Origin of the sequence: Actinomadura opuntiae (genome assembly GCF_030283205.1) — a bacterium.
GTDB lineage: Bacteria > Actinomycetota > Actinomycetes > Streptosporangiales > Streptosporangiaceae > Spirillospora.
In genome coordinates this window covers 159,954-181,971 of sequence record NZ_JASNWF010000016.1, presented here as the reverse complement: position 1 = coordinate 181,971, position 22,018 = coordinate 159,954, and the positions used below count along the sequence as shown (strand labels likewise).

General features: G+C 70.9%; 23 protein-coding genes. 8 read left to right on the top strand and 15 right to left on the bottom strand.

Annotated features, from left to right (window positions below):
• Positions 1 to 6: 6 nt before the first annotated feature.
• The 5 genes from QP089_RS31895 to QP089_RS31875 all read right to left on the bottom strand — a co-directional run bounded on the left by QP089_RS31895 (position 7) and on the right by QP089_RS31875 (position 5,642).
• On the bottom strand, positions 7 to 834 hold the full coding sequence (locus tag QP089_RS31895) for an ABC transporter permease (protein ID WP_285916592.1): 828 nt from the start codon (positions 832 to 834) through the stop codon (positions 7 to 9).
• On the bottom strand, positions 831 to 1,700 hold the full coding sequence (locus tag QP089_RS31890) for an ABC transporter permease (protein ID WP_285916590.1): 870 nt from the start codon (positions 1,698 to 1,700) through the stop codon (positions 831 to 833). Before QP089_RS31890 ends, QP089_RS31895 begins: the two co-directional genes overlap by 4 nt.
• Positions 1,700 to 2,944 carry an ABC transporter substrate-binding protein gene (locus QP089_RS31885; RefSeq protein ID WP_285916588.1) on the bottom strand — a complete coding sequence of 415 codons (1,245 nt, stop codon included), beginning with the start codon at positions 2,942 to 2,944 and terminating at the stop codon, positions 1,700 to 1,702. The genes QP089_RS31890 and QP089_RS31885 overlap by 1 nt, the downstream gene beginning before the upstream one ends.
• Positions 2,941 to 4,092, bottom strand: a complete 1,152-nt coding sequence (locus QP089_RS31880; RefSeq protein ID WP_285916586.1) for an ABC transporter ATP-binding protein — start codon at positions 4,090 to 4,092, stop codon at positions 2,941 to 2,943. The genes QP089_RS31885 and QP089_RS31880 overlap by 4 nt, the downstream gene beginning before the upstream one ends.
• A 116-nt stretch (positions 4,093 to 4,208) precedes the next feature.
• Complete coding sequence (locus tag QP089_RS31875) at positions 4,209 to 5,642, bottom strand: gamma-aminobutyraldehyde dehydrogenase (protein WP_285916584.1); 1,434 nt, start codon at positions 5,640 to 5,642, stop codon at positions 4,209 to 4,211.
• A 164-nt stretch (positions 5,643 to 5,806) separates the two neighbouring features.
• Between QP089_RS31875 and QP089_RS31870 the strand changes: the two genes are divergently transcribed.
• Both QP089_RS31870 and QP089_RS31865 read left to right on the top strand, forming a co-directional pair.
• Positions 5,807 to 6,298 (top strand): Lrp/AsnC family transcriptional regulator, encoded by a 492-nt coding sequence (locus tag QP089_RS31870; protein WP_285916583.1) that lies wholly within the window; start codon positions 5,807 to 5,809, stop codon positions 6,296 to 6,298.
• A gap of 115 nt (positions 6,299 to 6,413) precedes the next feature.
• Positions 6,414 to 6,683, top strand: a complete 270-nt coding sequence (locus QP089_RS31865; protein ID WP_285916582.1) for a type II toxin -antitoxin system TacA 1-like antitoxin — start codon at positions 6,414 to 6,416, stop codon at positions 6,681 to 6,683.
• Positions 6,684 to 7,176: 493 nt separating this feature from the next.
• Here the strand turns inward: QP089_RS31865 and QP089_RS31860 are convergent, their stop codons facing one another.
• Positions 7,177 to 7,629, bottom strand: coding sequence for an HIT family protein (locus tag QP089_RS31860; RefSeq protein WP_353070650.1), 453 nt, complete (start codon positions 7,627 to 7,629; stop codon positions 7,177 to 7,179).
• Between the two features lie 87 nt (positions 7,630 to 7,716).
• Between QP089_RS31860 and QP089_RS31855 the strand changes: the two genes are divergently transcribed.
• A complete protein-coding gene (locus QP089_RS31855) occupies positions 7,717 to 8,442 on the top strand; it encodes an ABC transporter ATP-binding protein (protein ID WP_285916579.1) in 726 nt (241 codons plus the stop codon).
• Between the two features lie 229 nt (positions 8,443 to 8,671).
• Positions 8,672 to 9,361 carry a hypothetical protein gene (locus QP089_RS31850; protein WP_285916577.1) on the top strand — a complete coding sequence of 230 codons (690 nt, stop codon included), beginning with the start codon at positions 8,672 to 8,674 and terminating at the stop codon, positions 9,359 to 9,361.
• 41 nt (positions 9,362 to 9,402) lie between these two features.
• Here the strand turns inward: QP089_RS31850 and QP089_RS31845 are convergent, their stop codons facing one another.
• From QP089_RS31845 to rlmN, 3 genes are all read right to left on the bottom strand, one after another.
• Positions 9,403 to 10,218 carry a DUF1963 domain-containing protein gene (locus QP089_RS31845; protein ID WP_285916575.1) on the bottom strand — a complete coding sequence of 272 codons (816 nt, stop codon included), beginning with the start codon at positions 10,216 to 10,218 and terminating at the stop codon, positions 9,403 to 9,405.
• Positions 10,219 to 10,295: 77 nt separating this feature from the next.
• Positions 10,296 to 10,796, bottom strand: a complete 501-nt coding sequence (locus QP089_RS31840) for a DivIVA domain-containing protein (protein WP_285916573.1) — start codon at positions 10,794 to 10,796, stop codon at positions 10,296 to 10,298.
• 66 nt (positions 10,797 to 10,862) lie between these two features.
• On the bottom strand, positions 10,863 to 12,011 hold the full coding sequence (rlmN, locus tag QP089_RS31835; protein ID WP_285916572.1) for a dual-specificity RNA methyltransferase RlmN: 1,149 nt from the start codon (positions 12,009 to 12,011) through the stop codon (positions 10,863 to 10,865).
• A 128-nt stretch (positions 12,012 to 12,139) separates the two neighbouring features.
• On the opposite strand from rlmN, the gene QP089_RS31830 reads away from it, so the two are divergent.
• Positions 12,140 to 13,285 carry a suppressor of fused domain protein gene (locus QP089_RS31830; protein ID WP_285916570.1) on the top strand — a complete coding sequence of 382 codons (1,146 nt, stop codon included), beginning with the start codon at positions 12,140 to 12,142 and terminating at the stop codon, positions 13,283 to 13,285.
• Positions 13,286 to 13,328: 43 nt separating this feature from the next.
• Here QP089_RS31830 and QP089_RS31825 read toward each other — a convergent pair whose 3' ends face one another.
• From QP089_RS31825 to rpsB, 5 genes are all read right to left on the bottom strand, one after another.
• Positions 13,329 to 14,324 (bottom strand): phosphatidate cytidylyltransferase, encoded by a 996-nt coding sequence (locus tag QP089_RS31825; protein WP_285916567.1) that lies wholly within the window; start codon positions 14,322 to 14,324, stop codon positions 13,329 to 13,331.
• 56 nt (positions 14,325 to 14,380) lie between these two features.
• Positions 14,381 to 14,938 (bottom strand): ribosome recycling factor, encoded by a 558-nt coding sequence (frr, locus tag QP089_RS31820; protein ID WP_285916565.1) that lies wholly within the window; start codon positions 14,936 to 14,938, stop codon positions 14,381 to 14,383.
• 51 nt (positions 14,939 to 14,989) lie between these two features.
• Positions 14,990 to 15,724, bottom strand: a complete 735-nt coding sequence (pyrH, locus tag QP089_RS31815) for a UMP kinase (protein WP_285916753.1) — start codon at positions 15,722 to 15,724, stop codon at positions 14,990 to 14,992.
• Between the two features lie 101 nt (positions 15,725 to 15,825).
• Positions 15,826 to 16,662, bottom strand: coding sequence for a translation elongation factor Ts (gene tsf, locus QP089_RS31810; protein WP_285916563.1), 837 nt, complete (start codon positions 16,660 to 16,662; stop codon positions 15,826 to 15,828).
• Positions 16,663 to 16,744: 82 nt separating this feature from the next.
• Positions 16,745 to 17,797 (bottom strand): 30S ribosomal protein S2, encoded by a 1,053-nt coding sequence (gene rpsB / locus QP089_RS31805; protein WP_285916561.1) that lies wholly within the window; start codon positions 17,795 to 17,797, stop codon positions 16,745 to 16,747.
• Positions 17,798 to 18,196: 399 nt separating this feature from the next.
• Here rpsB and QP089_RS31800 point away from each other — a divergent pair, with 399 nt between their 5' ends.
• Positions 18,197 to 18,913 (top strand): murein hydrolase activator EnvC family protein, encoded by a 717-nt coding sequence (locus QP089_RS31800; RefSeq protein WP_285916558.1) that lies wholly within the window; start codon positions 18,197 to 18,199, stop codon positions 18,911 to 18,913.
• 133 nt (positions 18,914 to 19,046) lie between these two features.
• Here the strand turns inward: QP089_RS31800 and QP089_RS31795 are convergent, their stop codons facing one another.
• The gene (locus QP089_RS31795) at positions 19,047 to 19,952 is read right to left on the bottom strand and encodes a tyrosine recombinase XerC (protein ID WP_285916556.1); all 906 of its coding nucleotides are present in this window, start codon (positions 19,950 to 19,952) and stop codon (positions 19,047 to 19,049) included.
• Positions 19,953 to 20,105: 153 nt separating this feature from the next.
• Between QP089_RS31795 and QP089_RS31790 the strand changes: the two genes are divergently transcribed.
• Together QP089_RS31790 and QP089_RS31785 are read left to right on the top strand one after the other, a co-directional pair.
• Positions 20,106 to 20,459, top strand: coding sequence for a YraN family protein (locus tag QP089_RS31790; RefSeq protein WP_285916555.1), 354 nt, complete (start codon positions 20,106 to 20,108; stop codon positions 20,457 to 20,459).
• Positions 20,460 to 22,013, top strand: coding sequence for a YifB family Mg chelatase-like AAA ATPase (locus QP089_RS31785; RefSeq protein WP_285916553.1), 1,554 nt, complete (start codon positions 20,460 to 20,462; stop codon positions 22,011 to 22,013).
• The last annotated feature ends 5 nt before the right edge of the window (positions 22,014 to 22,018 follow it).

Sequence of the window (22,018 nt, the reverse complement as noted above, 5' to 3'; positions counted from 1 at the left end):
GCGGGCTCAGCGGGACGCGCGGATACTGCGCCGCGCCGCCACCACCGCGATCACCACGCCGACCGCGAAGATGATCGTCCCCATCACGTTGACCTGCGGCGGCGTCCCCGTCCGGGTCGAGCCGTAGATCCACAGCGGGAACGTGATGGTGGAGCCGCTGGTGAAGTTGGTGATCACGAAGTCGTCGATGGACAGCACGAACGCCAGCAGCGCCCCCGCGACCACCCCGGGCATGATCATCGGCAGGGTGACCAGGCGGAACCGGGTCCACGGGCCGGCCCCGAGGTCCTGCGCGGCCTCCTCCACCGCCGGGTCGAGCCCGACCACCCGCGCCCGCACCGTCACGGCCACGAACGCGATGGAGAACATCACGTGCGCGACCAGGATCGTCAGGTAGCCGCGCGGCAGGTTGAACGTGACGAACATCGACAGCAGCGACGCGCCCATCACGATCTCCGGGCAGGAGATCGCCATGAACAGCACCAGGTTCGTCGCGCCCTTGCCGCGGAACCGGTACCGGCCGAGCGCGATGCCGGCGAACGTCCCGATGACCGTGGTGATGGCGGTGCTGAGCAGCGCGATCGTCAGCGAGTTGACGGCCGCCGTGGTCAAGTCCCCCTTGTCGAACAGGTGGACGTACCACTTGAGGGTGAAGCCCTGCCACTGGAAGTTCTGCTTGCTGTGCGTGTCGTTGAAGCCGAACAGGATCATGATGGCGATCGGCAGGATCAGCCACGCGATCAGCAGCAGCGTGTAGAGGTGCAGCCCGGCGATGCGGCGGCGCCGCCGCGGCGCGGCCGGACGCGCCGTCCGGGTGGGGGTGAGCGTCGTCATCGTCCCGCCGCCTCCAGAACGTCCTGCGTGCCCAGCGTCCGCGCGTAGGCGAAGATGCCGACGAGCAGGATCGCCATCAGCGCGAACGACAGCGCCGACGCGATCGGGTAGGCGCTGTTGTCGAAGTACTCCGTCTGGATCACGTTCCCGATCATCGTGTTCTGCGGGCCGCCCAGCACCTCGGCGTTGACGTAGTCCGACGACACCGGCACGAACGTCATGATGACGCCGGCGAACACGCCGGGCAGCGACAGCGGCAGCACGACCCGCGCGAACGCCTGCGCGCGGCCGGCGTACAGGTCGTAGGCCGCCTCGACGACGCGCTCGTCGATCCGTTCCAGCGCCACGTAGATCGGCAGCACCATGAACGGCAGGAAGTTGTAGGTCAGCCCCGACACCACCGCGACGCCGGTGTCCAGGACGTGGAAACCGGACGGCACGATGCCGTGGTCGCGCAGCGGCCCGAGGATCGGCCCGTTGTCGGTCAGCACCAGCTTCCACGAGACCGTCCGCAGGATGAACGACACGAAGTACGGAAGCAGGAGCAGGAACAGGTACGTCGACTTGTGGCGCCCGCCGCGGAAGGCGATCCAGTACGCCGCCGGATAGGCGAGCGCGATGCACAGGATCGTCGCCAGCAGCCCGTACCAGAGCGACCGGACGACCTTGTCGCCGTAGGTGTTCAGGCTGTCGGTGTAGTTCTGCCAGTGGAACGTCTGGCGGAACCCGTCGATGAGGTTGCCCGTCTGCAGCGACAGCGACACCATCAGCACGATCGGGACGATGAAGAACGCCAGCATCCACAGCCCGCTCGGCAGGATCATCAGGTACGGCGTCGACGCGCCGCCCCTGGACCGGCGGGCCATCACGAGCCCTTCGCGATGGGCTCGAAGATCTTCTGGTACTGCGCCTCCTCCGCCTGCGTGAGCCGCCGGTAGTGCCGCAGCCGCTGCATGTCGGCCTCGGACGGGAACACCAGCGGGCTCGCGCTGAGCCGGGTCAGGTCCTTCTTGTCGTCACCGGTGGCCTTCGCCGCGTCCGCCGCGATGACCTGCTTCACTCCCGGAACGGGCGTGATGTAGTTGACGAACTCGGTGAGCGGCGCGTTGTTCTCCGGGACGTACAGCCAGTCCATCAGCGTGAGAGCGTCGACCGGGCTGCTCGCGGTCTTCGGGATGCACATGTTGTCGGTCCAGATGGTGCCGCCCTCCTTCGGGATGGCGAACCGCACGTCCGGACTGGTCATGCTGTACACGTCACCCGACCACGCCATCGTCATCCACACGTCGCCCTTGCTGACGGCGTCGACGTAGTCCTGGTTGTAGTACTTGCGGACGATCCCCTTGTCGCGCTGCTCGCGCAGCTTCGCCGCGGCCTTCTCCCAGTCGGCCGGAGTCGACTTCTCGGGGTCGACGCCGAGCAGGAACATCCCGAAGTTGCCCAGTTCCTGCGAGTCGCCCATCATGCCGACCCGCCCCTTGTACTTCGGGTCGAACAGCTGCGCGATGCTGGTGATCTCCTCCTTCACGTACTTGGTGTTGTACGCGATCCCGGTGATGCCCGACTCGTACGGGATCGTGAAGGCGTTGCCCGGGTCGTACGACGGGTTCTTGAACGTCGCCCCGGCGTTGGCCTGGAAGTTCTTCAGCCGGGACAGGTCCAGCGGCGCCAGGTAGCCGAGCTGCCGGCACTGCTCGAGCTGGATCCCGTTCGTCATCACCATCAGGTCGAAGCCGATGGACTGGTTCGCCGCCAGCGGCGCCTGGATCTTGCCGAACCAGGGGCCCATCTCCTGGATGACCTCCTTGTAGTCCACCTTGATCCCGGTGGCCTTCTCGAAGGCCTTGATGGTCGCGTGGTCGTCCTCCATGTAGCCCGGCCAGTTCGCCCAGTTGAGCTTGCCGGTCCTGGCCTTGCCCGACCAGTACTTCTGCACGTCGTTCTGGGTGACCTTGCCCTTGCCGCCCTGCCCCTTCACGCCGCAGGCCGACAGGGCCAGGCCCGCGCCCGCCGCGCCCATCAGCCGCAGGACGTCCCGGCGGGACGGGGTGGAACGTGCCAGCCGGGGACGGGTCAGTCCGCGCAGGAACGCGGGGTCGATGTTCGTCACTGGGGGGCTCCTATGGCGTACGAGTGGCGCGGGTCCCACGACAGCCAGACGCTGTCCCCGCGAACGGCGATGTCGTCGGCGCCCGTGGCGTTCTGCAGGAACACGACCACGTCCGCCCCGGTGGAGGTGGTGACGTTGTAGCTCGTCGAGGTGCCGAGGTAGACGACCTCGGTCACGGTGCCGCGCACGCCGCACAGGTCGCCGGCCGGCTTGTCGGCCCCGATGCCGATCTTCTCCGGCCGGACCGTCAGCTCCAGCCGCTCCCCCGCCGCGACCGCCGGCCCGCCGCGCACCGGCACCTCGATCCGCCCGTCCGGCCCGTAGGAGATCACGGCGGCGCCCCCCGACACCTCGGTGACCTCCCCGCCGAGCAGGTTGGACGTGCCGATGAACCCGGCCACGAACCGCGTCGCCGGATGCTCGTAGATCTCCCGCGGCGTGCCGAGCTGGTCGATCAGCCCGTCGTTCATCACCGCGATCCGGTCCGACATCGTCAGCGCCTCGCCCTGGTCGTGCGTCACGTACACGAACGTGATGCCGACCTCCCGCTGGATCCGCTTCAGCTCGACCTGCATCGCCTGCCGGAGCTTCAGGTCCAGCGCGCCGAGCGGCTCGTCCAGCAGGAGCGCGCGCGGCCGGTTGACCAGCGCGCGGGCCAGCGCGACGCGCTGCTGCTGGCCGCCCGACAGCTCGGCGGGACGGCGCCGCTCCCGGCCCGTCAGGTCGACGATCTCCAGCATCTCGCCGACCCGCGCCTTGACGTCGGCCTTGCCGACGCCGCGCCGGCGCAACCCAAACGCGACGTTGTCGAAGACGTTCATGTGCGGGAACAGCGCGTACGACTGGAACACCATGTTGACGTCACGGCGGTTGGCGGGCACGCCGGTGACGCTGCGTCCGTGCAGGTAGATCTCGCCGCCCGTCGGCTCCTCGAAGCCGGCGATCATGCGCATGGTGGTGGTCTTGCCGCATCCGGACGGGCCGAGCAGGGAGAAGAACTCCCCCTGCCCGATCTCCAGGTCCACGCCGCGGACCGCCGGGACGGCCTCGCCGTAGGCGTGGTAGGTCTTCTCGACTCCCGTGAGCTCGATGGCGGGAACTGCGCGACCCGGGTCGTCGCGCGCCGGGGCGGGCTGGGTTTCGGTCATGGGCTGGGTTTCCTTCACGAGCTCGTGGCGCCCGGCCACCGCGGCGGCGCCCCCGCGCCGGCCGGCGCCCGTCCGGGGGAACGGACGCCGGCCCGCGCACCGCCGCGGTGCGTCCCTCAGGCGCCGATGTAGTGCATGACGTGCTTGACGCGGGTGTAGTCCTCGATTCCGTACATCGACATGTCCTTGCCGTAGCCGGAGTGCTTGAAGCCCCCGTGCGGCATCTCCGAGACGAAGGGGATGTGGGTGTTCACCCACACCGCCCCGAAGTCCAGTGCCTTGCTCATGCGCATCGCGCGCCCGTGGTTCTGCGTCCACACGCTGGCCGCCAGGCCGTACCGGACGCCGTTCGCCCACTCGATCGCCTGCGCCTCGTCGGAGAAGCGCTGGACGGTGATGACCGGGCCGAACACCTCGTTCTGCACGATCTCGTCGTCCTGGCGGAGCCCGCCGACGACCGTGGGCTCGAAGAAGTAGCCGGTGTCGCCGGCCCGCGTACCGCCGGTGAGCACCTCCGCGTGCCCCGGCACCCGGTCGATGAAGCCCTGGACGCGCTCCAGTTGCGCGGCGCTGTTCACCGGTCCGTAGAACGCGTCGGTGTTGCTCGGGGGCCCGACGACGGTGCCGCGCGCCGCCTCGGTGAGCGCCGCCGTGAAGTCGTCGTGCAGCCGGTCGGCGACCAGCACCCGCGTCGCCGCGGTGCAGTCCTGCCCGGCGTTGAAGTAGCCGGCCTCGGCGATGCCCTGCGCCGCCGACTCCACGTCCGCGTCGTCGAACACCACGACGGGCGCCTTGCCGCCGAGCTCCAGGTGCACCTTCTTGAGGTCCTTGGCGGCGGACGCGGCGACCTCCATGCCCGCCCGGACGCTGCCGGTGATCGACACCATCTGCGGCGTCGGGTGCTCCACCAGCGCGCGGCCGGTGTCGCGGTCGCCGCAGATCACGTTGAAGACGCCCGGCGGCAGGAACTCCGCCGCGATCTCCGCCAGCATCAGCGTGCTGACCGGCGTCGTGTCCGACGGCTTGAGCACCACGGTGTTGCCGGTCGCCAGCGCCGGCCCGATCTTCCAGACCGCCATCATCATCGGGTAGTTCCACGGCGTCACCTGCGCGCAGACCCCGATCGGCTCGCGCCGGATGGAGGAGGTGTGGTCGGCCAGGTACTCGCCGGTGGCCTTGCCCTCCAGGACGCGCGACGCCCCCGCGAAGAAGCGGAGGTTGTCCACCATCGGCGGCAGCTCCTCCTCCATGGTGAGCTGGACGGGCTTGCCGGTGTCGCGGCTCTCCGCCTCGACCAGCTCGCGCCCCCGCGCCTCGACCGCGTCCGCGAACCGGAGCATCGCCAGGCTGCGCTCGCCGGGGGTGGCGTCCCGCCAGGCAGGGAACGCCTCCGCGGCGGCGCGGAACGCGGCGTCGACGTCCCCGGCGCCGGAGACGGGCGCCTGCGCGTACGCCTCGCCGGTGCTGGGGTCGACCACCTCCAGCGTCCGCCCGTCCTTGGCGTCCACGTACTCGCCACCGATAAAGTTGCGCAGCCGTTCGCCGCTCATCTCGATCCTTCCTGGGCGCCGCCGCCCGAACTGTCCCGTTGGCCTGACCCTGACAGAGGATCTCGACCAATACAAGTGATTCCGTTGTTACGATCCAGTTTCACGACTAATTCACTTGGTCCAGCCGCCTCACACCCTCGATGCCGCAGCTAGGAGTACCAACGATGACGGAGGAGCGCCCTCCCGCCCGCCGGGGAACGGCCCGGCCGGCCGTCCAGCTCGACGCGACCGCCAAGCAGATCATCGAACAGCTCCAGCAGGACGGCCGCCGCTCCTACGCCGCCATCGGCAAGGCCGTCGGCCTGTCCGAGGCGGCCGTGCGGCAGCGGGTGCAGAAGCTCCTGGACGCCGGCGTCATGCAGATCGTCGGCGTCACCGACCCGCTGATGCTCGGCTTCTCCCGGCAGATGATGATCGGCGTCAAGTGCGAGGGCGACCTGGAGACGATCGCCGACGAGCTCGCCGCCGTCGACGAGATCGACTACGTCGTCATCGCCGCCGGCTCGTTCGACATCCTGCTCGAGCTGGTGTGCGAGGACGACGAGCGCCTGCTGGAACTGCTGGGCCGGATCCGCGCCGTCCGCGGCGTCGTCTCCACCGAGAGCTTCGTCTACCTCAAGCTGCGGAAACAGACCTACTCCTGGGGCACCCGCTGAGGCCGCGCGCCGCCGTCCGCCATCGCCCGCCATCCGTCGATTCTCGTCCTGAGTGAGGATGCCCCGGCAACCCCTCCCGGCGTACTTTGAGGTGCCGCAAGGAAGGAGACCGGCCATGTCTGAGTCGGTCCGCCAGGACCTTCCCGCCCCCGGAGCCGACGGCCGCATCGTCCTCGGCACGTCCGCAGAGCAGCTTCTCGCCATCCGCAAGGCCGCCGAACTGATCGGCTGGACCGTCGACGACTACGTCCTGTCCGCCGCCCTCGACCGCGCCGAGCGCGACCTCTACGAACACGCCGCCGCCCTCCGCGCCGCCACCCCGGACCCCGCACCCGACCCCAACGCGGCCGAACCCTACATAGCCCTCCTCCTAGCCCTCCCCTAACCCACCCACAAAACGCACCACCCCACCCCCGCAAGCCCACACCCCACCCCGCAAAACCACACGCCACCCCGCAAAACCACACGCCACTCCACAAGCCCACACGCCACCCCACAAGACCGCGCGGCACCCCGCAAGACCGCACGCCCCCGCAAAACCACACGCCACCCGCCGCCCGACCGCGCGCCACGCACACACGCCACGCGCCAGACCACCGCGCCATCCGACCGCGCGCCACCCCGCAAGTCCACACGCCACCACACCCGCCAGCCCACACACCACCCGCAAGGCCGCGTGCCACCCGCAAGGCCGCGTGCCACCCGCAAAAGGCCGCGCGCCACCCGCAAAAGGCCGCACGCCACCCGCAAGGCCGCGCGCCACCCGGCCGCGCGCCACCCGTAAGGCCAGACGAGGGCGCTCCACCCCACGGCGCGCTGGACGCGAGCGCCCCTTCTCTTACCCCAGGCGACGGATCCCCTTCCGCCCCGCTTCCGCCTCAGTCCGCGCTTGAGGCCGAGTCGGTGAGGCCGGCGGCGAGGCGGGCGGCGTAGTCGGCGGCTTCGGCGTCGGAGTCGTACTTCTGGCGTGGCCAGAAGAATCCCCTCAGGCCGTCCTTGCGGTTGCGGGGGACGACGTGGACGTGCAGGTGCGGGACGCTCTGGCTGATGCGGTTGTTCATGGCCACGAACGATCCGGCTGCGTCCAGCACCGACTCCATGGCTGCGGCGAGCCGCTGCGCGTGCCCGAAGTACGGCCCGAGGAGGTCGGCGGGCAGGTCCGGCAGCGTCTCGACGTGCGTCCGCGGCACCAGCAAGGTGTGCCCCTTGAAGAGCGGCCGGGTGTCGAGGAACGCGAGCGCGTCCGGGACGTCGAGGACGATGTGCGCGGGTCGCTCCCCCTTCACGATCTCGCAGAAGACGCAGGTCTTGCCGGTCGCGGAGTCAGCCATGCGCGGCATTCTGCCGCCCGCGGCCCAACCTGCGCAGCCTCCTCTCTAACGGCGCCCTTAGGTTTCCGTCGCTAGCCTTCGGGTCCTATGCGGCTCGACGATGTCGCCTTCCGCTACCACCGGAGGGGCCCCTGGGTGCTGAGGGACGTCACGCTCTCCCTCCCGGCGGGCGGCGTCACCGAGGTGACCGGGCGGAACGGCTCGGGCAAGTCCACGCTCCTGCGTCTCGTCGCCGGCCTGCGCACCCCCAGCCGGGGTTCCGTGCGGGACCGGCCGAGCCGGGTCGGGTACGCGCCCGAGCGCTTCCCTGTGGATCAGCCGTTCACCGTCCGCGCCTACCTCGCCCACATGGCGGCCATCGGGCGAGTGCCTGACGACGCCATCGGCACGTGGGCCGAACGCCTCTCCTTCGAGCACCTCCTCGATGTGCGGTTACCGGAACTGTCCAAGGGCAGTGCGCAGAAGGTCGGGCTCGCCCAGGCGCTCATGGGCGATCCGGGGCTCCTGATCCTGGACGAGCCCTTCGCCGGCCTGGACGCCACGACCCGCGACATCCTGCCGGAACTGATCGCCGGTCTCGCCGCCGACGGCTGCACCGTGGTCATCAGCGACCACCAGCGCTGCATCGAATCACTTCCGGACATCGACCGGCTCCAGGTCTCGGGCGGCACGGTCACCCGCCTCGCCCCCGGCGAGGACCCTGACACGCCAAGGCTCACGGTGCTCGAGGTCGTGGTCCCCGAAGGCGACGCCGACACCGTCGAGACCAAGCTTCGCGCCGACGGCTACACCGTCCGGAGACCCGACCAATGATCCCCTCGCCTAGCAAGACCGCCTTAGTGATCAACCAGGACGGGCCGTCAGCGCCTGCAAGTCCGTCGCTCGGGGAGGTGACGCCCGCCGGTGCCGCCTGCACGCGTTCATCAAGGGAGTGGGGGCCTGTTCGCAGTGGCCGCTTCGTCGAGTCATTGCGGCGGGTTTGCTGCGGGGGCGCGGGTGGGACTGTTCGCCGGGCGGGGGTCGGGTGGATGAAGGAGGGGCGATGATCGCGCTCGCGCGTTTTCAGGTGGCGGGGTACGTGCGGTCGCTGCGCGTCCTGCATCCGGTGATCGTCGTCGCGCTGGTCGTGGTGCTCGTGCTGCTCCAAGGGCCGAGCGGGCCGGAGCGGACCACCCTGGCCGTCGGCGCCTTCGGAGACGTGGCGGCGTTCATGTTCCCGGTCTGGGCCTGGGCGGCGCGGGCCCTGCTGGACACGCAGCCGGACGAGCAGCGGTCGCTGTCGGCCACCGCGGCACGGCACCGCTGGGCGCCCACGTGGGCCGGTCTGCTCGCCGCCTACGCGGTGAACCTCTGCCTGGGCGCCGTCGTGTTGGTCACTCCTCTCGTGCAGGCGCTTCTGGTGGGAGCGTCGGGGCGGGCGATCCTGGCGGGGTGCGCGCTGAGCGTGCCGGTCGCGCTCGCCGGCACGCTGCTCGGCGCCTGGACGAGCCGGGCGGTGATCCCGGACCCGGGGGTGTCGCTCCTGGCACTGCTGGGCAGTGCGACGGCCGTGCTGCTGTTGGGCCTCGGTCGGCTCTCCTGGCTCTCCGTTCCGATGATCGAGTGGCTGCGGGCCGCGCACGACGGCCCAACCGCCTTCCTTTCGGACTTCCCCGGCCTCGTCCTGCATCTGGCCCTCTGGTCGGCCGTCGTCTGCGCCGGGTACGTGATCGTCACCCGCCTCCGCCACTGACCCGTCGCATCGGCGCCGGGGACGGACGGTCCTGCGGGACGTCAGGTCGCTTGGACGGTCAGCCATGCTCGCTCCAATGGGTCGTCCTGGCGGGAACAGAAGTAGACGCGGCCCGGGTCACCCCAGTACCAGCCGAGGCGGTGATCGGAGTCGAGCTGGAGCAGGAGGCGCCAGTCGTCCACGGCCACCTGGTCGTCCGGGGACAGCTCCGGGGATTCGAGGGTGACCAGCGGGCGGCCGGTGGAGGCGTACAGGCAGTCGGGGCCGATCGGCCGCTGGACGAGGTCGGGCCAGCCGCCCAGCTGGTGCGCGGGCGTGCCCTGCGTGGACCACACCGCGTGCAGTTGCTCGTACTCGGCCAGGAAGCCGCGGTGAAGGCGTTCGAGACGCCTTAGGACCGGCTCCTGGGGTGAGGGCAGCGAAAGGAACGGAGCCGCGCACAGATCCGCCGGCGGATAGGACAGGGCGCCGGGCGGTGGTTCGGCGCGGTGCAGATCGCCGGTGAACACGCGCCAGCCGTCCCGCTGCCCGCACGCGTCACCCCACGGACGCGGCGTTCCGCTCGCGTAGTAGAAGGCAGCGGTGCCGCTACGGGGAAGCCCTGGGATCTCCCCCAACGCGGCGAGTTCGGTGAAGTCGACGGCGCCGAGGAAGTCCAGCGGACGGCCCCTCCAGACCGGCCAGGCCGCCGTCGCGGGCAGCACCGGGGCACCGCCCAGCCTGACCGGTACGCCGCCGACCGCACCGAGCCGCACCGCGGGCCGGGCCAAGGACAGCAGGACCGAGATGATCTCGGAGGTGAACAGCAGGCCGAGGAAGGAGCTCAGCCGCCGGCGTTGCGCGTCGAAGTGGTCCATGCCCCGAAGCCTGCTGGGCGCCGGCAGCGGTCACCACCCCGCAGCGAAAATGTGGATAACTCCGCGGCGGGCCGGCGTCAGCGGCCCTCGAGAGCCCCGGCGAGCTGGGTGAGGAACCGGTCGACCTCCTGCTCGTCGTAGCCCGGTCCCAGCCGGACGACCCGGAACGCGCTCTCCCGGACGTCGCGGGCCGTCACCGGCGGGGCCGCGCCGCGCAGCCCGGAGACGACGCGGTCGAGGAACGCGTCGACGTCCCGGACGTCGTAGCCGCCGCGCACGCCCGAGCCGGAGAACCGGGCGTTCTGGATCCAGTTGATCAGCCAGCCGGGATTGGCCCGGGGACGGCCGGGACGCTCGGCGATCGGCGCCTTGCTCTGCAGTTCCCTGATGCATTCGCGCACCAGTTCGTCCACCGCCCGGCGGTCGTAGCCGCGCAGGACGATGTCGAAGCGCACCGTCCGCACCTCGTCCGCCGACATCGGCTGCCCGCCGTTCAGCGCACCCGAAATCCGCTCGAGGAGACCGTCCACCTGGGCCCGGTCATAGCCCCGCAACGCCACCGGCAGCCGCGTGCTCATCAGCGCCACCGCGCTCCTCAGCCCTCGTTCCCGCGCCCGCGGGGCCCGGGGGCGCCGCCGGCGCGATCAGTCCTTCGTCGCCGCGGCCAGCTGCCCGCAGGCCCCGTCGATCTCCCTGCCCCGAGTGTCGCGCACCGTGACCGGGACCCCGTGGGCCTCCAGGCGGCGGACGAACTCCCGCTCGTCCTGCGGCCGCGAGGCGGTCCACTTGGACCCCGGCGTCGGGTTCAACGGGATCAGATTGACGTGTACGAGGTGGCCGCGCAAGAGCCTGCCGAGAAGATCGGCCCGCCAGGCCTGGTCGTTGACGTCCTTGATGAGGGCGTACTCGATCGAAATGCGGCGTCCGCTGCGCTCGGCGTAGGCCCACGCGGCGTCCAGGACCTCGGCGACCTTCCAACGGTTGTTGATGGGGACGAGGTCGTCGCGCAGCTCGTCGTCGGGCGCGTGCAGGGACACCGCGAGCCGCACCGACATGTCCTCGGCGGCGAGCTTCTCGATAGCCGGGACGAGGCCGACCGTGGAAACCGTGACCGAACGCTGCGAGATCCCCAAACCGGCGGGTGCCGGATCGGTAATGCGGCGTACCGCGCCGATAACGGCCTTGTAGTTCGCGAGCGGCTCCCCCATCCCCATGAAGACGATGTTGGAGACGCGACCGGGACCACCAGGGATCCGCCCGCGCGCCATTGCGCGCGCGCCGGCCGCGACCTGTTCCACTATTTCGGCCGTGGAGAGGTTACGGGTGAGGCCCGCCTGCCCCGTGGCGCAGAACGGGCAGTTCATGCCGCAGCCTGCCTGGGACGAGACGCACATCGTGGCCCTGTCCGGGTAGCGCATCAGCACCGACTCGAACAGGACGCCGTCGAACGCCTTCCAGACGGTCTTCAGGGTCTTGCCGCCGTCGCAGTCCAGCTCGCGGACCGGAGTGAGCAGCGAGGGCAGCAGCTCGGACACGAGCCGGTCCCGGACGGTGGCCGGCAGATCGGTCATCTTCGCCGGATCGTCGATGAGACGGGAGAAGTAGTGCCGCGACAGCTGGTCGGCCCGGAACGGCTTCTCGCCCAGTTCCGCGACCGCCTCGCGGCGCTCGGCCTGCGTGAGGTCGGCCAGGTGCCGGGGCGGCTTGCCGCGCCGCGGCGCGGCGAAAACGAGCTTCGCCGGGGTCTTCTTGGGCGCGGCCCCCGCGGTGGCGGGTTCGGTGGTGGCAGACATGGTGCTTCCAGTGTCGCAAACACCTGCCGATGCCTCGTCCGTGCGCGCAGCATCCGCCCTGTCCGGTCCTTCCCGCGCGCGCTGCGACATCGCTGCGCATGACCTTGTCTGGGACTAAGGTCTCGATCATGTCGGTTTTGCGCAGGGGCGCCGCATCGCCCCGGGGCCCCGCCGCCACGATCGTGCACGCCGAGGCAAGCCCCTACGGCAGCCGCAGGCTGGTCATCGAATCCGACGGCGAGGTGACCGTGGCCTATCTGCGGGACGCCCGGGACTCGGTGATCGGCGCGGTCTGGGTCGCCAACCACCGCAAGGCCCCCGCCTCGCTGGACCGGTCGCGGCTTGAGGCGGGCAGCGCGCCGCTCCTGCCGGAATCGCACGTCGCCCATCCGCAGGGACGCGAGGCGCTGGACGCGTCCGCTCTGGAAGTGGTGTGGTTCGAGGAGGGCGACGGCGTCGCCGTCCTGGAGGCGGGCGACCCGTTGTTCGTGATCCCCGGATGGTCCGACATGGGCCGCGGCATTCCCGGCTACGCGCGCGACGCCACGGCGCAGAGCCCGTTCGCCTTCCCCATCGACGAGGAGATCGCGGAATTCGGCCCGCGCATCGAGCGGGCACGCGCGCACTGGAAGATGTGCCGCGCCGACGGCTCGTGGGCGGATTACCAGCAGTCCGTCCTCGGCCATCTGCTGCAACGCCTCGGCCCCGGTGGCCACTACTGGCACGACGTGGGGCGCCAACTCTCGGCAGGCCGGACGTCACCGTCCCCCACCGTCGGGGTGACGGAGCGGCCGGCCCGTGGCGACCGCCACTTCACCATCCTCAGCTCCGTCGGGATGAGCCGCCAGCGGATGCCCACGGTGGAGCTGTACGAGGACGACGTCGCCCCCTACGCCCGCATAGAACTCGCCGTAGCGAGCACCCTCCCGAGCCAGCGTGCGGGAAGCATTTTTCCGTGGCTCGCCCAGTATCCGTGGCGGTCGGTGACATGGTTCGCCCCAGGGGACGTGGTCAAGTGGTATCACGAGGCCCGTACGTTCCCCCTGGGCAACGATGGCGGCGCGTGGGAAGGAGTACTGCTCCTGGACGACCCTGATCGCCTGAACGGTCCGGCCGCGCCCGCCCTCACGGGACTGTCCGTGGAAGGCGATCCCGTCCGGTGGCTGTGGCTCGTCCCCATCACCGGGGAGGAACACCGCTACGCCAAGAGCGAAGGCTCGGACGCGCTCATCCGGCGCTTGGCGCAGCAGGGCCGCTCCTGGGTCGTCTCCTAGCCGCTGGACGCCCGCCGGTCGCGTGCCGGAAGCCGCCCGGGGCCTAGCTGGGGACGAACAGCTCCAGCAGCAGCCACACCACGGGAGCCGTCGCGACCAGCGAGTCGAGACGGTCCATGACCCCGCCGTGGCCGGGCAGGAGCGTTCCCATGTCCTTGATGCCGAGATCCCGCTTGATCATCGACTCGATGAGGTCGCCGCCCGTCGCGGTGACCACGGCCGCGAGGCCGACGATCGCGCCCTGCCAGGCGTGGCCGCCGTCCAGCAGCCACCACACCAGCCAGCCGCCGACGATCATGCAGGTGATCGCGGAGCCGGTGACGCCCTCCCACGTCTTCTTCGGGCTGATCGTGGGGGCGAGCTTGTGCTTGCCGAGGAACGTGCCGGCGAAGTAGCCGCCGATGTCGCTGGCGACCGTGGTGGCGATGAAGATGACGGTGCGGTCGTCCCCGTCGCCCGGCTGCATGAGGAGGGCGACGATCCCGCCCATCAGCACCAGGTATCCGGTGACGAACGAGCCGGCGGCGACATCCCTGACGTAGCCGTCCGCACCCTCCGCCATCCGGACCATCAGCATGGACAGCACGGTGAGGGACACGGCCGCGACCACGGCCGTCGGACCCCACACGTAGGCGACGACCGGAGTGGCCACCATCCCCGTGGCCAGCGGGATGAAGGGGACCCTGATGCCGCGCGACCTGAACGCGTCCGTCAGCTCCCGCATGCCGAGGAACAGGAAGACGACCATCACGGCAAGGAAGATCGGCTTGACCGTGTAGAGCGACAGCAGGACCAGCGCCCCAAGGGCGACGCCCACGCCGATGGCCATCGGCAGGTTCCTGCCGGTCCTGCTTTCACGCTTCGCGGCGGACGCGCCGTCCGAGGGATCGGCGGCCGGCTCCTCCGCGGAGTCCGGGCGCGCGTCCGCGGCAGGCGTCGCCCCGGAGGGCGCGCCCTCCTCACCGGTCTTCCCGGCAGAGGCGTCCGGCGCCTCGCCGGAGGGCGAGTCCAGAGCTTCTCCCGGGGGTGGGCCGGGCATGTCGACCTCCGGCTCATCCGGGGAGCCCGCGGGCCCCCCGGCGTCGTCGAGTCCCATCAAACTTCGAGCAGTTCGGCCTTCTTGTGCTCGAGCAGATCGTCGATCTGCGCCACGTACCTGTGCGTGGTGTCGTCGAGCTCCTTCTCCGCGCGCCGCACCTCGTCCTCGCCGACCTCGCCGTCCTTGGCGAGCTTGTCGAGGGTGTCCTTGGCGCGCCGCCGGATGTTGCGGATGGAGATCTTGCTCTCCTCCGCCTTGGTGCCGGCGACCTTGATGAAGTCCCTGCGGCGCTCCTCCGACAGCTCGGGGAAGACCACCCGGATGACGTTGCCGTCGTTGGTGGGGTTGACGCCGAGGTCGCTGTCGCGGATCGCCTTCTCCACCGCCTGCATGGAGGACTTGTCGAAGACCTGGACGATGACCATCCGCGGCTCCGGCAGGGTGAACGACGCCAGCTGGTTGACCGGCGTCGGCGTGCCGTAGTACTCCGCGGTGATCTTGTTGAACATGGCGGGGGTGACCCGGCCGGTGCGGATGGCCTGGAAGTCCTCCTTGGCGACCGCGACCGCCTTCTCCATCTTCTCCTCGGCTTCGAGGAGGGTCTCGTCGATCACTGTGACTCCCATGTCATCTGGTCGGCCCTGGCACCGCGTTCCGGGCCGCGGTCAGCCCTGTGCCGGGCTGACCAGCGTGCCGATCTTCTCACCCCGGACGGCCCGGACGATGTTGCCCTGCCCCATGAGGTCGAAGACCACGATGGGGAGCGCGTTGTCCATGCAGAGGCTGATGGCCGTGGCGTCCATGACCTTCAGACCCCGCTGTAGAACTTCACCGTAATCCAAACGGTCGAACTTGACCGCCTCTGGACTCTTACGGGGATCGGCGTCGTACACGCCGTCCACCTGAGTCGCCTTCAGGACGGCCTCCGCGCCGATCTCCAGCGCGCGCTGCGCGGCGGTGGTGTCGGTGGAGAAGAACGGCTGCCCGAGCCCCGCGCCGAAGATGACCACCCGGCCCTTCTCCAGGTGCCGCATCGCGCGCCGCGGGATGTACGGCTCGGCCACCTGGCTCATGGTGATGGCGGTCTGCACGCGGGTGTCGAGGCCGAGCTTCTCCAGGAAGTCCTGCAGCGCGAGGCAGTTGATGACGGTCCCGATCATGCCCATGTAGTCGGCGCGGCCGCGGTCCATGCCGCGCTCGGCCATGACCGCGCCGCGGAACATGTTGCCGCCGCCGCACACCACCGCGACCTGCACGCCGTCGCGCACGGCCTCGGAGATGGCCTCCGCGACGTGCTGCACGACCTCGGGGTCGATGCCGAGCGGGTCGCGCCCGGCGAACGCCTCGCCCGAGAGCTTCAGCAGCACCCGCTTCCAGCCCGCGCGCGGCGCGTGCCGCACGGACGACGAGGCCGCCGTCGCGCTAGTGGTCGTCTTGTCCGGCACGTCGGCGGCCTCCTCGTTGCGTCGCTGAATCTGGGGTTCCTCTCTCCAGAGTGCCCCTACGCCTGCCCGACCTTGAACCGGGCGAAGCGCACGACCTTCACGCCGGCCTCGTCGAGGACCTTCGCGATGGTCTTCTTGCCGTCCTTCACGAACGCCTGCTCCAGCAGCACGAAGTCGCGGAAGTAGGCGTTCACCCGACCCTCGACGATCTTCGGGATGGCCTGCTCGGGCTTGCCCTCGTCGCGGGTGAGCTGCTCGGCGAGCGCCCGCTCCTTCTCGATCGCCTCGGCGGGGATCTCCTCGCGGGTGAGGTACTTGGGGGCCATCGCCGCGATCTGCTGGGCGACGTCCTTGGCGACCTCGGCGTTCTCCTGGTCCAGCTCGACCAGCACGCCGGTGGTCGGCGGCAGGGACGGGTCGGACTTGTGCAGGTAGCTGGCCACGTAGGCGCCCTGGAAGTGGGCGAAGCGGCGCAGCTCCAGCTTCTCGCCGATCTTGGCGCTGTTCTCCTCGATCAGGGCCTGGACGGTCGTGCCGGGCTCGATCTCGGCGCCGAGCAGGCCCGCCGCGTCCGTCGCGCCGCTGCCCGCGGCGAACTCGACCAGCCGGTTCGCCAGCTCGATGAACTGGGCGTTCTTGGCGACGAAGTCGGTCTCGCAGTTCAGCTCCAGCAGCGCGCCGTCGCCCGAGCCGTTGAAGTGCTCGGCGACCAGGCCGTTGGCGGCGGTGCGCTCGGCGCGCTTGCCGACGTCCTTGGCGCCCTTGAGGCGCAGCAGCTCCGTGGCCTTCTCGAAGTCGCCGTCCGCCTCGGTGAGGGCGTTCTTTACGGCCATCATGCCGGAGCCGGTCAGCTCGCGAAGCCGCTTGACGTCAGCGGCGGTGAAGTTAGCCATCGCTCTCTTCGCTTCTCTCGTCGTTGGTCGTGGACCCGCGACGGTCCCGGCGGCGTCCTCGCGACGCCGCCGGGACCGGGGATCAAGCCTGCTGGCCCTCGGCGGGGGTCTCGGCCGGAGCCTCGGTGTCCTGCGCCGCCTCCGCGGGGGCCTCGGCGGGGGCCTCGGCGGGGGCCTCGGCGGCCTCGGCGGCCTCGGCGGCCTCGGCGGCCTCGGCGGGAGCCTCGGAGGTCTCGGCGGGAGCCTCGGCGGGCGCGTCCGCGGAAGCCTCGGCGGGCGTCTCCGCCGGAGCCTCGGCGGCCGTCTCGGCCGGAGCGGCGGCGGCCGCGTCGGCCTCGGCCTGCTTGTTCTCCAGCAGCTCGCGCTCCCACTCGGCCAGCGGCTCGGCGGCACCGGAGGCGGCGCCCTCGGCGGGCTTCTCGTCACCGCCGGAGGCGGCGCCCGCGCGCGCGAGCAGGCCGTCGGCCACGGAGTCGGCGACGACGCGGGTCAGCAGGCTGACGCTGCGGATGGCGTCGTCGTTGCCCGGGACCGGGTAGTCGACCTCGTCGGGGTCGCAGTTGGTGTCGAGGATGGCCACGACCGGGATGCCGAGCTTCTTGGCCTCGTTGACCGCGATGTGCTCCTTCTTGGTGTCCACGATCCAGATGGCGCTGGGAACCTTCGCCATGTCGCGGATACCGCCGAGGGTGCGCTCCAGCTTGTCCTTCTCACGGCGCAGGCCGAGCAGCTCCTTCTTGGTCATCCCGGAGCCGGCCACGTCGTCGTAGTTGATCTCCTCCAGCTCCTTGAGCCGGGTGAGCCGCTTGTGGACGGTGGAGAAGTTGGTCAGCATGCCGCCCAGCCAGCGCTGGTTCACGTAGGGCATGCCCACGCGGGTGGCCTGCTCGGCGATGGACTCCTGGGCCTGCTTCTTGGTGCCGACGAACAGGATCGTGCCGCCGTGGGCGACCGTGGCCTTAACGAACTCGTAGGCGCGGTCGATGTAGGACAGCGACTGCTGCAGGTCGATGATGTAGATGCCGTTGCGCTCGGTGAGGATGAAGCGCTTCATCTTCGGGTTCCACCGGCGGGTCTGGTGGCCGAAGTGGACGCCGCTCTCGAGGAGCTGCCGCATGGTGACGACGGGTGCCATTGCCCGTGTTCTCCTTCTCTGGCCCTTCCGGGCCGCATTTGGTTGTCGCCCTGCGCCCGGGCATCGCCCCACCGTCGCCGCGGCGACGGACCGAGGGGCGGCGCCCCACCATGTGTCTTCGGTGGCATGCGGACGCGTGAAATCAGCCGCCGGGATGGCCCCGAGCGGCTGTGATCCGGAACGCTCCCCGGATCTGTGACCTCTCCGCTCGCGTGGAGCGGCTCCCGCCTCCCCGCCGGACGGCGGATCGGCGACGGCCTGGCCCTGGCCGGTGTCCTTCCGGGCACGACTACAGATTATCAGGGCGCGGACGCGCCCGTGAATCAACGGACCGAGCGGTTATCCACAGTTGGCGGACCTTCTCGACGGACCGGCTCGCGGGGCGGCAGGCTCCTCGGCATGACCTTGCTCACATTACTCCTGACCTGCGTGATCACCACCGGCTCTCCGGGAGTGAGCGCCTGGCGATGGCCGTTGGGGCCGCCCGCTCCGCAAGTGCTGCGCGCCTTCTCCCCACCGGCCGTCCCGTGGGGCCCCGGCCACCGCGGGGTCGACCTCGCGGCGCGTCCCGGCGAGCCGGTCTACGCCGCCGGGGCCGGGCGCGTCTCCTACGCCGGGCGCCTGGCCGGACGAGGCGTCGTCGCCGTCGACCACGGGCCGCTGCGCACGACGTACCTGCCCGTCCGTCCGAGCGTCCATGCCGGACGCCGGGTGGCCGTGGGCGCCCGGATCGGCGTCCTCGAGGACGGCCGCTCGCACTGCCCGACGTCCTGCCTGCACTGGGGGCTGCGCAAGGGGCGCGTCTACCTCGATCCGCTGAGCCTGGTCAGGCGGGAAGTCCGGCTCCTCCCCCGGTGGCCGCGGGCGGCGCCGTCCGAGGAGCACGAACGCCACGCGCCTCCCGAAGATCCGCCGGCGCCGAGCATGACCCTCCGTGACGCGACGACGGCGACCGGAGGCGCCTTCACGGGCCTGTTCCTCGCCTACTCCCTGTCGTTCGCATGGCGCCGCACGCGGACACGCGCCCGTGCCCGCCGTCCGCCGCCGGGTGTGATCGACCTGGCCCACGAACGCCGCCTGCGCCGCACCCCGCAACGCCGGCAGGAGCGCACGTAACCCCCCGGCGGGCCTGGCGTCCTAACCGCCGGGCCGCAGAATCTCAGGCCCGGATCGCAGCGGTCGGAGCAGAGCCAGGCCGTTCCGTAAGCGGTGTGTCCGGCGGCAAAGGCAGTGGCTCCTTGGTAACGCTCTAGTCGTCTCGGGCGCCGCGGGGATGGGCTTGGCGGTGGACCCGTTTGAGGCGTTCTGCCGAGACATGGGTGTAGAGCTGGGTGGTCTGCAGGGAAGCATGGCCGAGGATCTCCTGGACGCTTCGGAGGTCCGCGCCGCCTTCCAAGAGGTGCGTGGCCGCGGTGTGGCGGAGTCCATGAGGGCTGAGATCGGGCATCTGCCCCGCTTCGGAGATCCGCGAATGGACGATCCGGCGGGCGCTCGTCGGATGGAGCCGGCCGCCCCGGGCGCCAAGGAACAGCGCGGGGCCGCTGGTCGCGGTCGCCACCGCCGGTCGTCCCGCCCTGAGCCAGTCCTGGACGGCGCGCAGGGCCGGTTCGCCGACGGGGACGGTGCGCTCGCGGTCCCCCTTGCCGAGGACGCGTATCGTCCGGCGGCCGGTGTCCAGGTCGTCGATATCGAGCCCGCACAGCTCGCTGACGCGTACGCCGGTCCCGTAGAGCAGCTCTAGGACGGCCAGGTCGCGGAACCCCATCGGCCCTTCGGCGTCCATTGTGTCGAGCAGGCGCGCCGCGTCGTCCTGAGTGAGCACACCGGGAAGGTCGCGGCGCTTCTTCGGCGTGCCCAGCAGCAGGCCGGGATCGTCCTGCAGAAGGCCGCGCCGGTGAAGGTGATGGGTGAACGCGCGTACCGCCGCCGTCCGGCGGGCGAGGGTGGCGCGTGCCCGCCCGAGCGCGTGCTGGCGGGCGAGCCAGGCGCGCAGGAGCGACACGTCCAGGTCGGCCGGGTCCGTCACCCCGACGTCGGCCGCATAGGCGCACAGGTCCGTCAGGTCGCCGAGATAGGCGCGCAGGGTGTGCGGCGAGACCCCGCGTTCGGCGCGTAGGTGCCGCCCGAATTCCTCCACGGCCTCGTTCAGATCCACAGGGCCACGCTGCGGCACCCACCGTCCCGAAGCAAGCACCAAAAGACCGTTTTCGTCGGATCACCGCAATTGCCGCGAGGTTTTCCACAGAACGACGTTCACCTATTCCGCGGATTCCGCGTCGGGCAGCGTCGGAGCCCGGAGGTGAGGCACATGACCGCCCACATCGAACTGGGCCGGCGCGGCGAGGACGCGGCGGCCGCCTATCTGGCCGGGCTCGGCTGGAAGGTCCTCGACCGCAACTGGCGCTGCCCCGAAGGCGAACTCGACATCGTCGCCCACGACGGCCGCGCCCACGTCGTCTGCGAGGTGAAGACGCGCCGTTCGGCGCTGTTCGGCGACCCGCTCGAAGCGATCACCACGAGCAAGTCCGCGCGGTTACGGCGGCTGGCCTGGCGGTGGGCCGCCGCGCACGGCGTCAGCGGCACCTCCGTCCGGGTGGACGTGCTCGGCCTGGTCGTCGCAGGCGACGGCTTCTCGATCGATCATCTGAAGGAGGTGTGCTGAATGACGCTCGCCAAGACCCGTTCGGTGTCCCTGGTGGGGGTGGACGGCTTCGTCGTGGACGTCGAGGCGGCGCTCACCAGCGGGGTGCCTGGCCTGCACCTGGTGGGCCTGCCCGACACCGCGCTCAGCGAGGCCCGCGACCGCGTCCGCGCGGCGATCTTCAATTCGGGTGAGGACTGGCCCAACCGCCACGTGACCGTGTCGCTGTTCCCGGCGAGCATGCCGAAGAAGGGCTCCATCTTCGATGTGGCCATCGCGGTGGCGCTGCTCGCGGCGGCCGAGGTCGTCCCGGCGCGGTCCTGCGCGGGGCTGGTGCTGATCGGCGAACTCGGACTTGACGGCCGGCTCCGCCCCATCCAGGGTGTGCTGCCCGCGGTGCTGGCCGCCGCGAACTACGGCTGCCGGACGGTCGTCGTGCCACGCGCGAACGCCGCCGAAGCAGAGCTCGTGCCTGGCGTGGACGTGGTCTCCGCGGCCACGTTGCGCGGCCTGCTGTGCATCCTGCGGGACGAGCCGCCGCCCATCGAGGAGGCCGAGCCCGACGACACCCCGGTGGCGGTGGACGGGCCGTCGCCCCGGCGGTCCGACGCCCCGGCCGATCTCGACCTGGCCGACGTCCGGGGCCAGGCGGAGGCCAGGCGGGCGCTGGAGATCAGCGCCGCGGGCGGCCACCACCTCTACTTCAGCGGCCCACCGGGCTGCGGCAAGACCATGCTGGCCGAGCGGCTGCCGACGCTGATGCCGCCGCTGGAGCCCGACTCCGCGCTGGAGGTCACCGCCATCCACTCCGTCGCGGGGACGCTCCCGCCCGGCCAACCGCTGATCACCCAGCCCCCGTTCCACGCGCCGCACCACACCGCCAGCCGGGCCTCCATGGTCGGCGGCGGATCGGGCCGGGTGCTGAAACCGGGCGCGGTTTCCCTCGCCCACCGCGGCATCCTGTTCCTGGACGAGGCGCCCGAGTTCATGGCGGGGACCCTCGACGCCCTCCGCCAGCCGCTCGAGGAGGGCGAGGTGCGGATCAGCCGGGCCGAGGGCACCGCGCGCTTCCCCGCGCGCTTCACGCTCGTCCTCGCGGCCAACCCGTGCCCCTGCGCGGCGGCCAAGCAGGTCGACTGCTCCTGCGCCCCGGGGGTGCGCCGCAAGTACAGCACGCGGGTCACCGGGCCGCTCCTCGACCGCATCGACCTCAAGCTGGAGCTGGCGCCCGCGACCAGGGCCGAGCTGCGCTACGACCTGGAGTTCGCCGAAGCCAGCAAGGTGGTCGCCGAACGCGTCCTGCTCGCCAGGGAGCGGACCCTGAAACGCCTGGCCGGGACCCCGTGGAGGTCGAACTCCGAGATCCCCGGGCCGGAGCTGCGCCGCCGCTTCACGCCCGGTCCGGACGCGATGCGGACGGCGGACGAGTCGCTGCAACGGGGGACCCTCACCGCGCGCGGCCTCGACCGCGTCCTGCGCGTCGCGTGGACGATCGCCGACCTCGCCGGTCATGACGAACCCGACGCGGACGACATCGGCGGCGCCCTGGCGCTGTGGCATGCGGGGCGCTCATGACCATG

Excerpts from the sequence above, each read along its gene's own strand:
- QP089_RS31895 (WP_285916592.1), bottom strand. The coding sequence starts at position 834 with ATGACGACGCTCACCCCCACCCGGACGGCGCGTCCGGCCGCGCCGCGG.
- QP089_RS31890 (WP_285916590.1), bottom strand. The coding sequence starts at position 1,700 with ATGGCCCGCCGGTCCAGGGGCGGCGCGTCGACGCCGTACCTGATGATC.
- QP089_RS31880 (WP_285916586.1), bottom strand. The coding sequence starts at position 4,092 with ATGACCGAAACCCAGCCCGCCCCGGCGCGCGACGACCCGGGTCGCGCA.
- QP089_RS31875 (WP_285916584.1), bottom strand. The coding sequence starts at position 5,642 with ATGAGCGGCGAACGGCTGCGCAACTTTATCGGTGGCGAGTACGTGGAC.
- QP089_RS31870 (WP_285916583.1), top strand. The coding sequence starts at position 5,807 with ATGACGGAGGAGCGCCCTCCCGCCCGCCGGGGAACGGCCCGGCCGGCC.
- QP089_RS31865 (WP_285916582.1), top strand. The coding sequence starts at position 6,414 with ATGTCTGAGTCGGTCCGCCAGGACCTTCCCGCCCCCGGAGCCGACGGC.
- QP089_RS31860 (WP_353070650.1), bottom strand. The coding sequence starts at position 7,629 with ATGGCTGACTCCGCGACCGGCAAGACCTGCGTCTTCTGCGAGATCGTG.
- QP089_RS31855 (WP_285916579.1), top strand. The coding sequence starts at position 7,717 with ATGCGGCTCGACGATGTCGCCTTCCGCTACCACCGGAGGGGCCCCTGG.
- QP089_RS31850 (WP_285916577.1), top strand. The coding sequence starts at position 8,672 with ATGATCGCGCTCGCGCGTTTTCAGGTGGCGGGGTACGTGCGGTCGCTG.
- QP089_RS31845 (WP_285916575.1), bottom strand. The coding sequence starts at position 10,218 with ATGGACCACTTCGACGCGCAACGCCGGCGGCTGAGCTCCTTCCTCGGC.
- QP089_RS31840 (WP_285916573.1), bottom strand. The coding sequence starts at position 10,796 with ATGAGCACGCGGCTGCCGGTGGCGTTGCGGGGCTATGACCGGGCCCAG.
- rlmN (WP_285916572.1), bottom strand. The coding sequence starts at position 12,011 with ATGTCTGCCACCACCGAACCCGCCACCGCGGGGGCCGCGCCCAAGAAG.
- QP089_RS31830 (WP_285916570.1), top strand. The coding sequence starts at position 12,140 with ATGTCGGTTTTGCGCAGGGGCGCCGCATCGCCCCGGGGCCCCGCCGCC.
- QP089_RS31825 (WP_285916567.1), bottom strand. The coding sequence starts at position 14,324 with ATGCCCGGCCCACCCCCGGGAGAAGCTCTGGACTCGCCCTCCGGCGAG.
- tsf (WP_285916563.1), bottom strand. The coding sequence starts at position 16,662 with ATGGCTAACTTCACCGCCGCTGACGTCAAGCGGCTTCGCGAGCTGACC.
- rpsB (WP_285916561.1), bottom strand. The coding sequence starts at position 17,797 with ATGGCACCCGTCGTCACCATGCGGCAGCTCCTCGAGAGCGGCGTCCAC.
- QP089_RS31800 (WP_285916558.1), top strand. The coding sequence starts at position 18,197 with ATGACCTTGCTCACATTACTCCTGACCTGCGTGATCACCACCGGCTCT.
- QP089_RS31790 (WP_285916555.1), top strand. The coding sequence starts at position 20,106 with ATGACCGCCCACATCGAACTGGGCCGGCGCGGCGAGGACGCGGCGGCC.
- QP089_RS31785 (WP_285916553.1), top strand. The coding sequence starts at position 20,460 with ATGACGCTCGCCAAGACCCGTTCGGTGTCCCTGGTGGGGGTGGACGGC.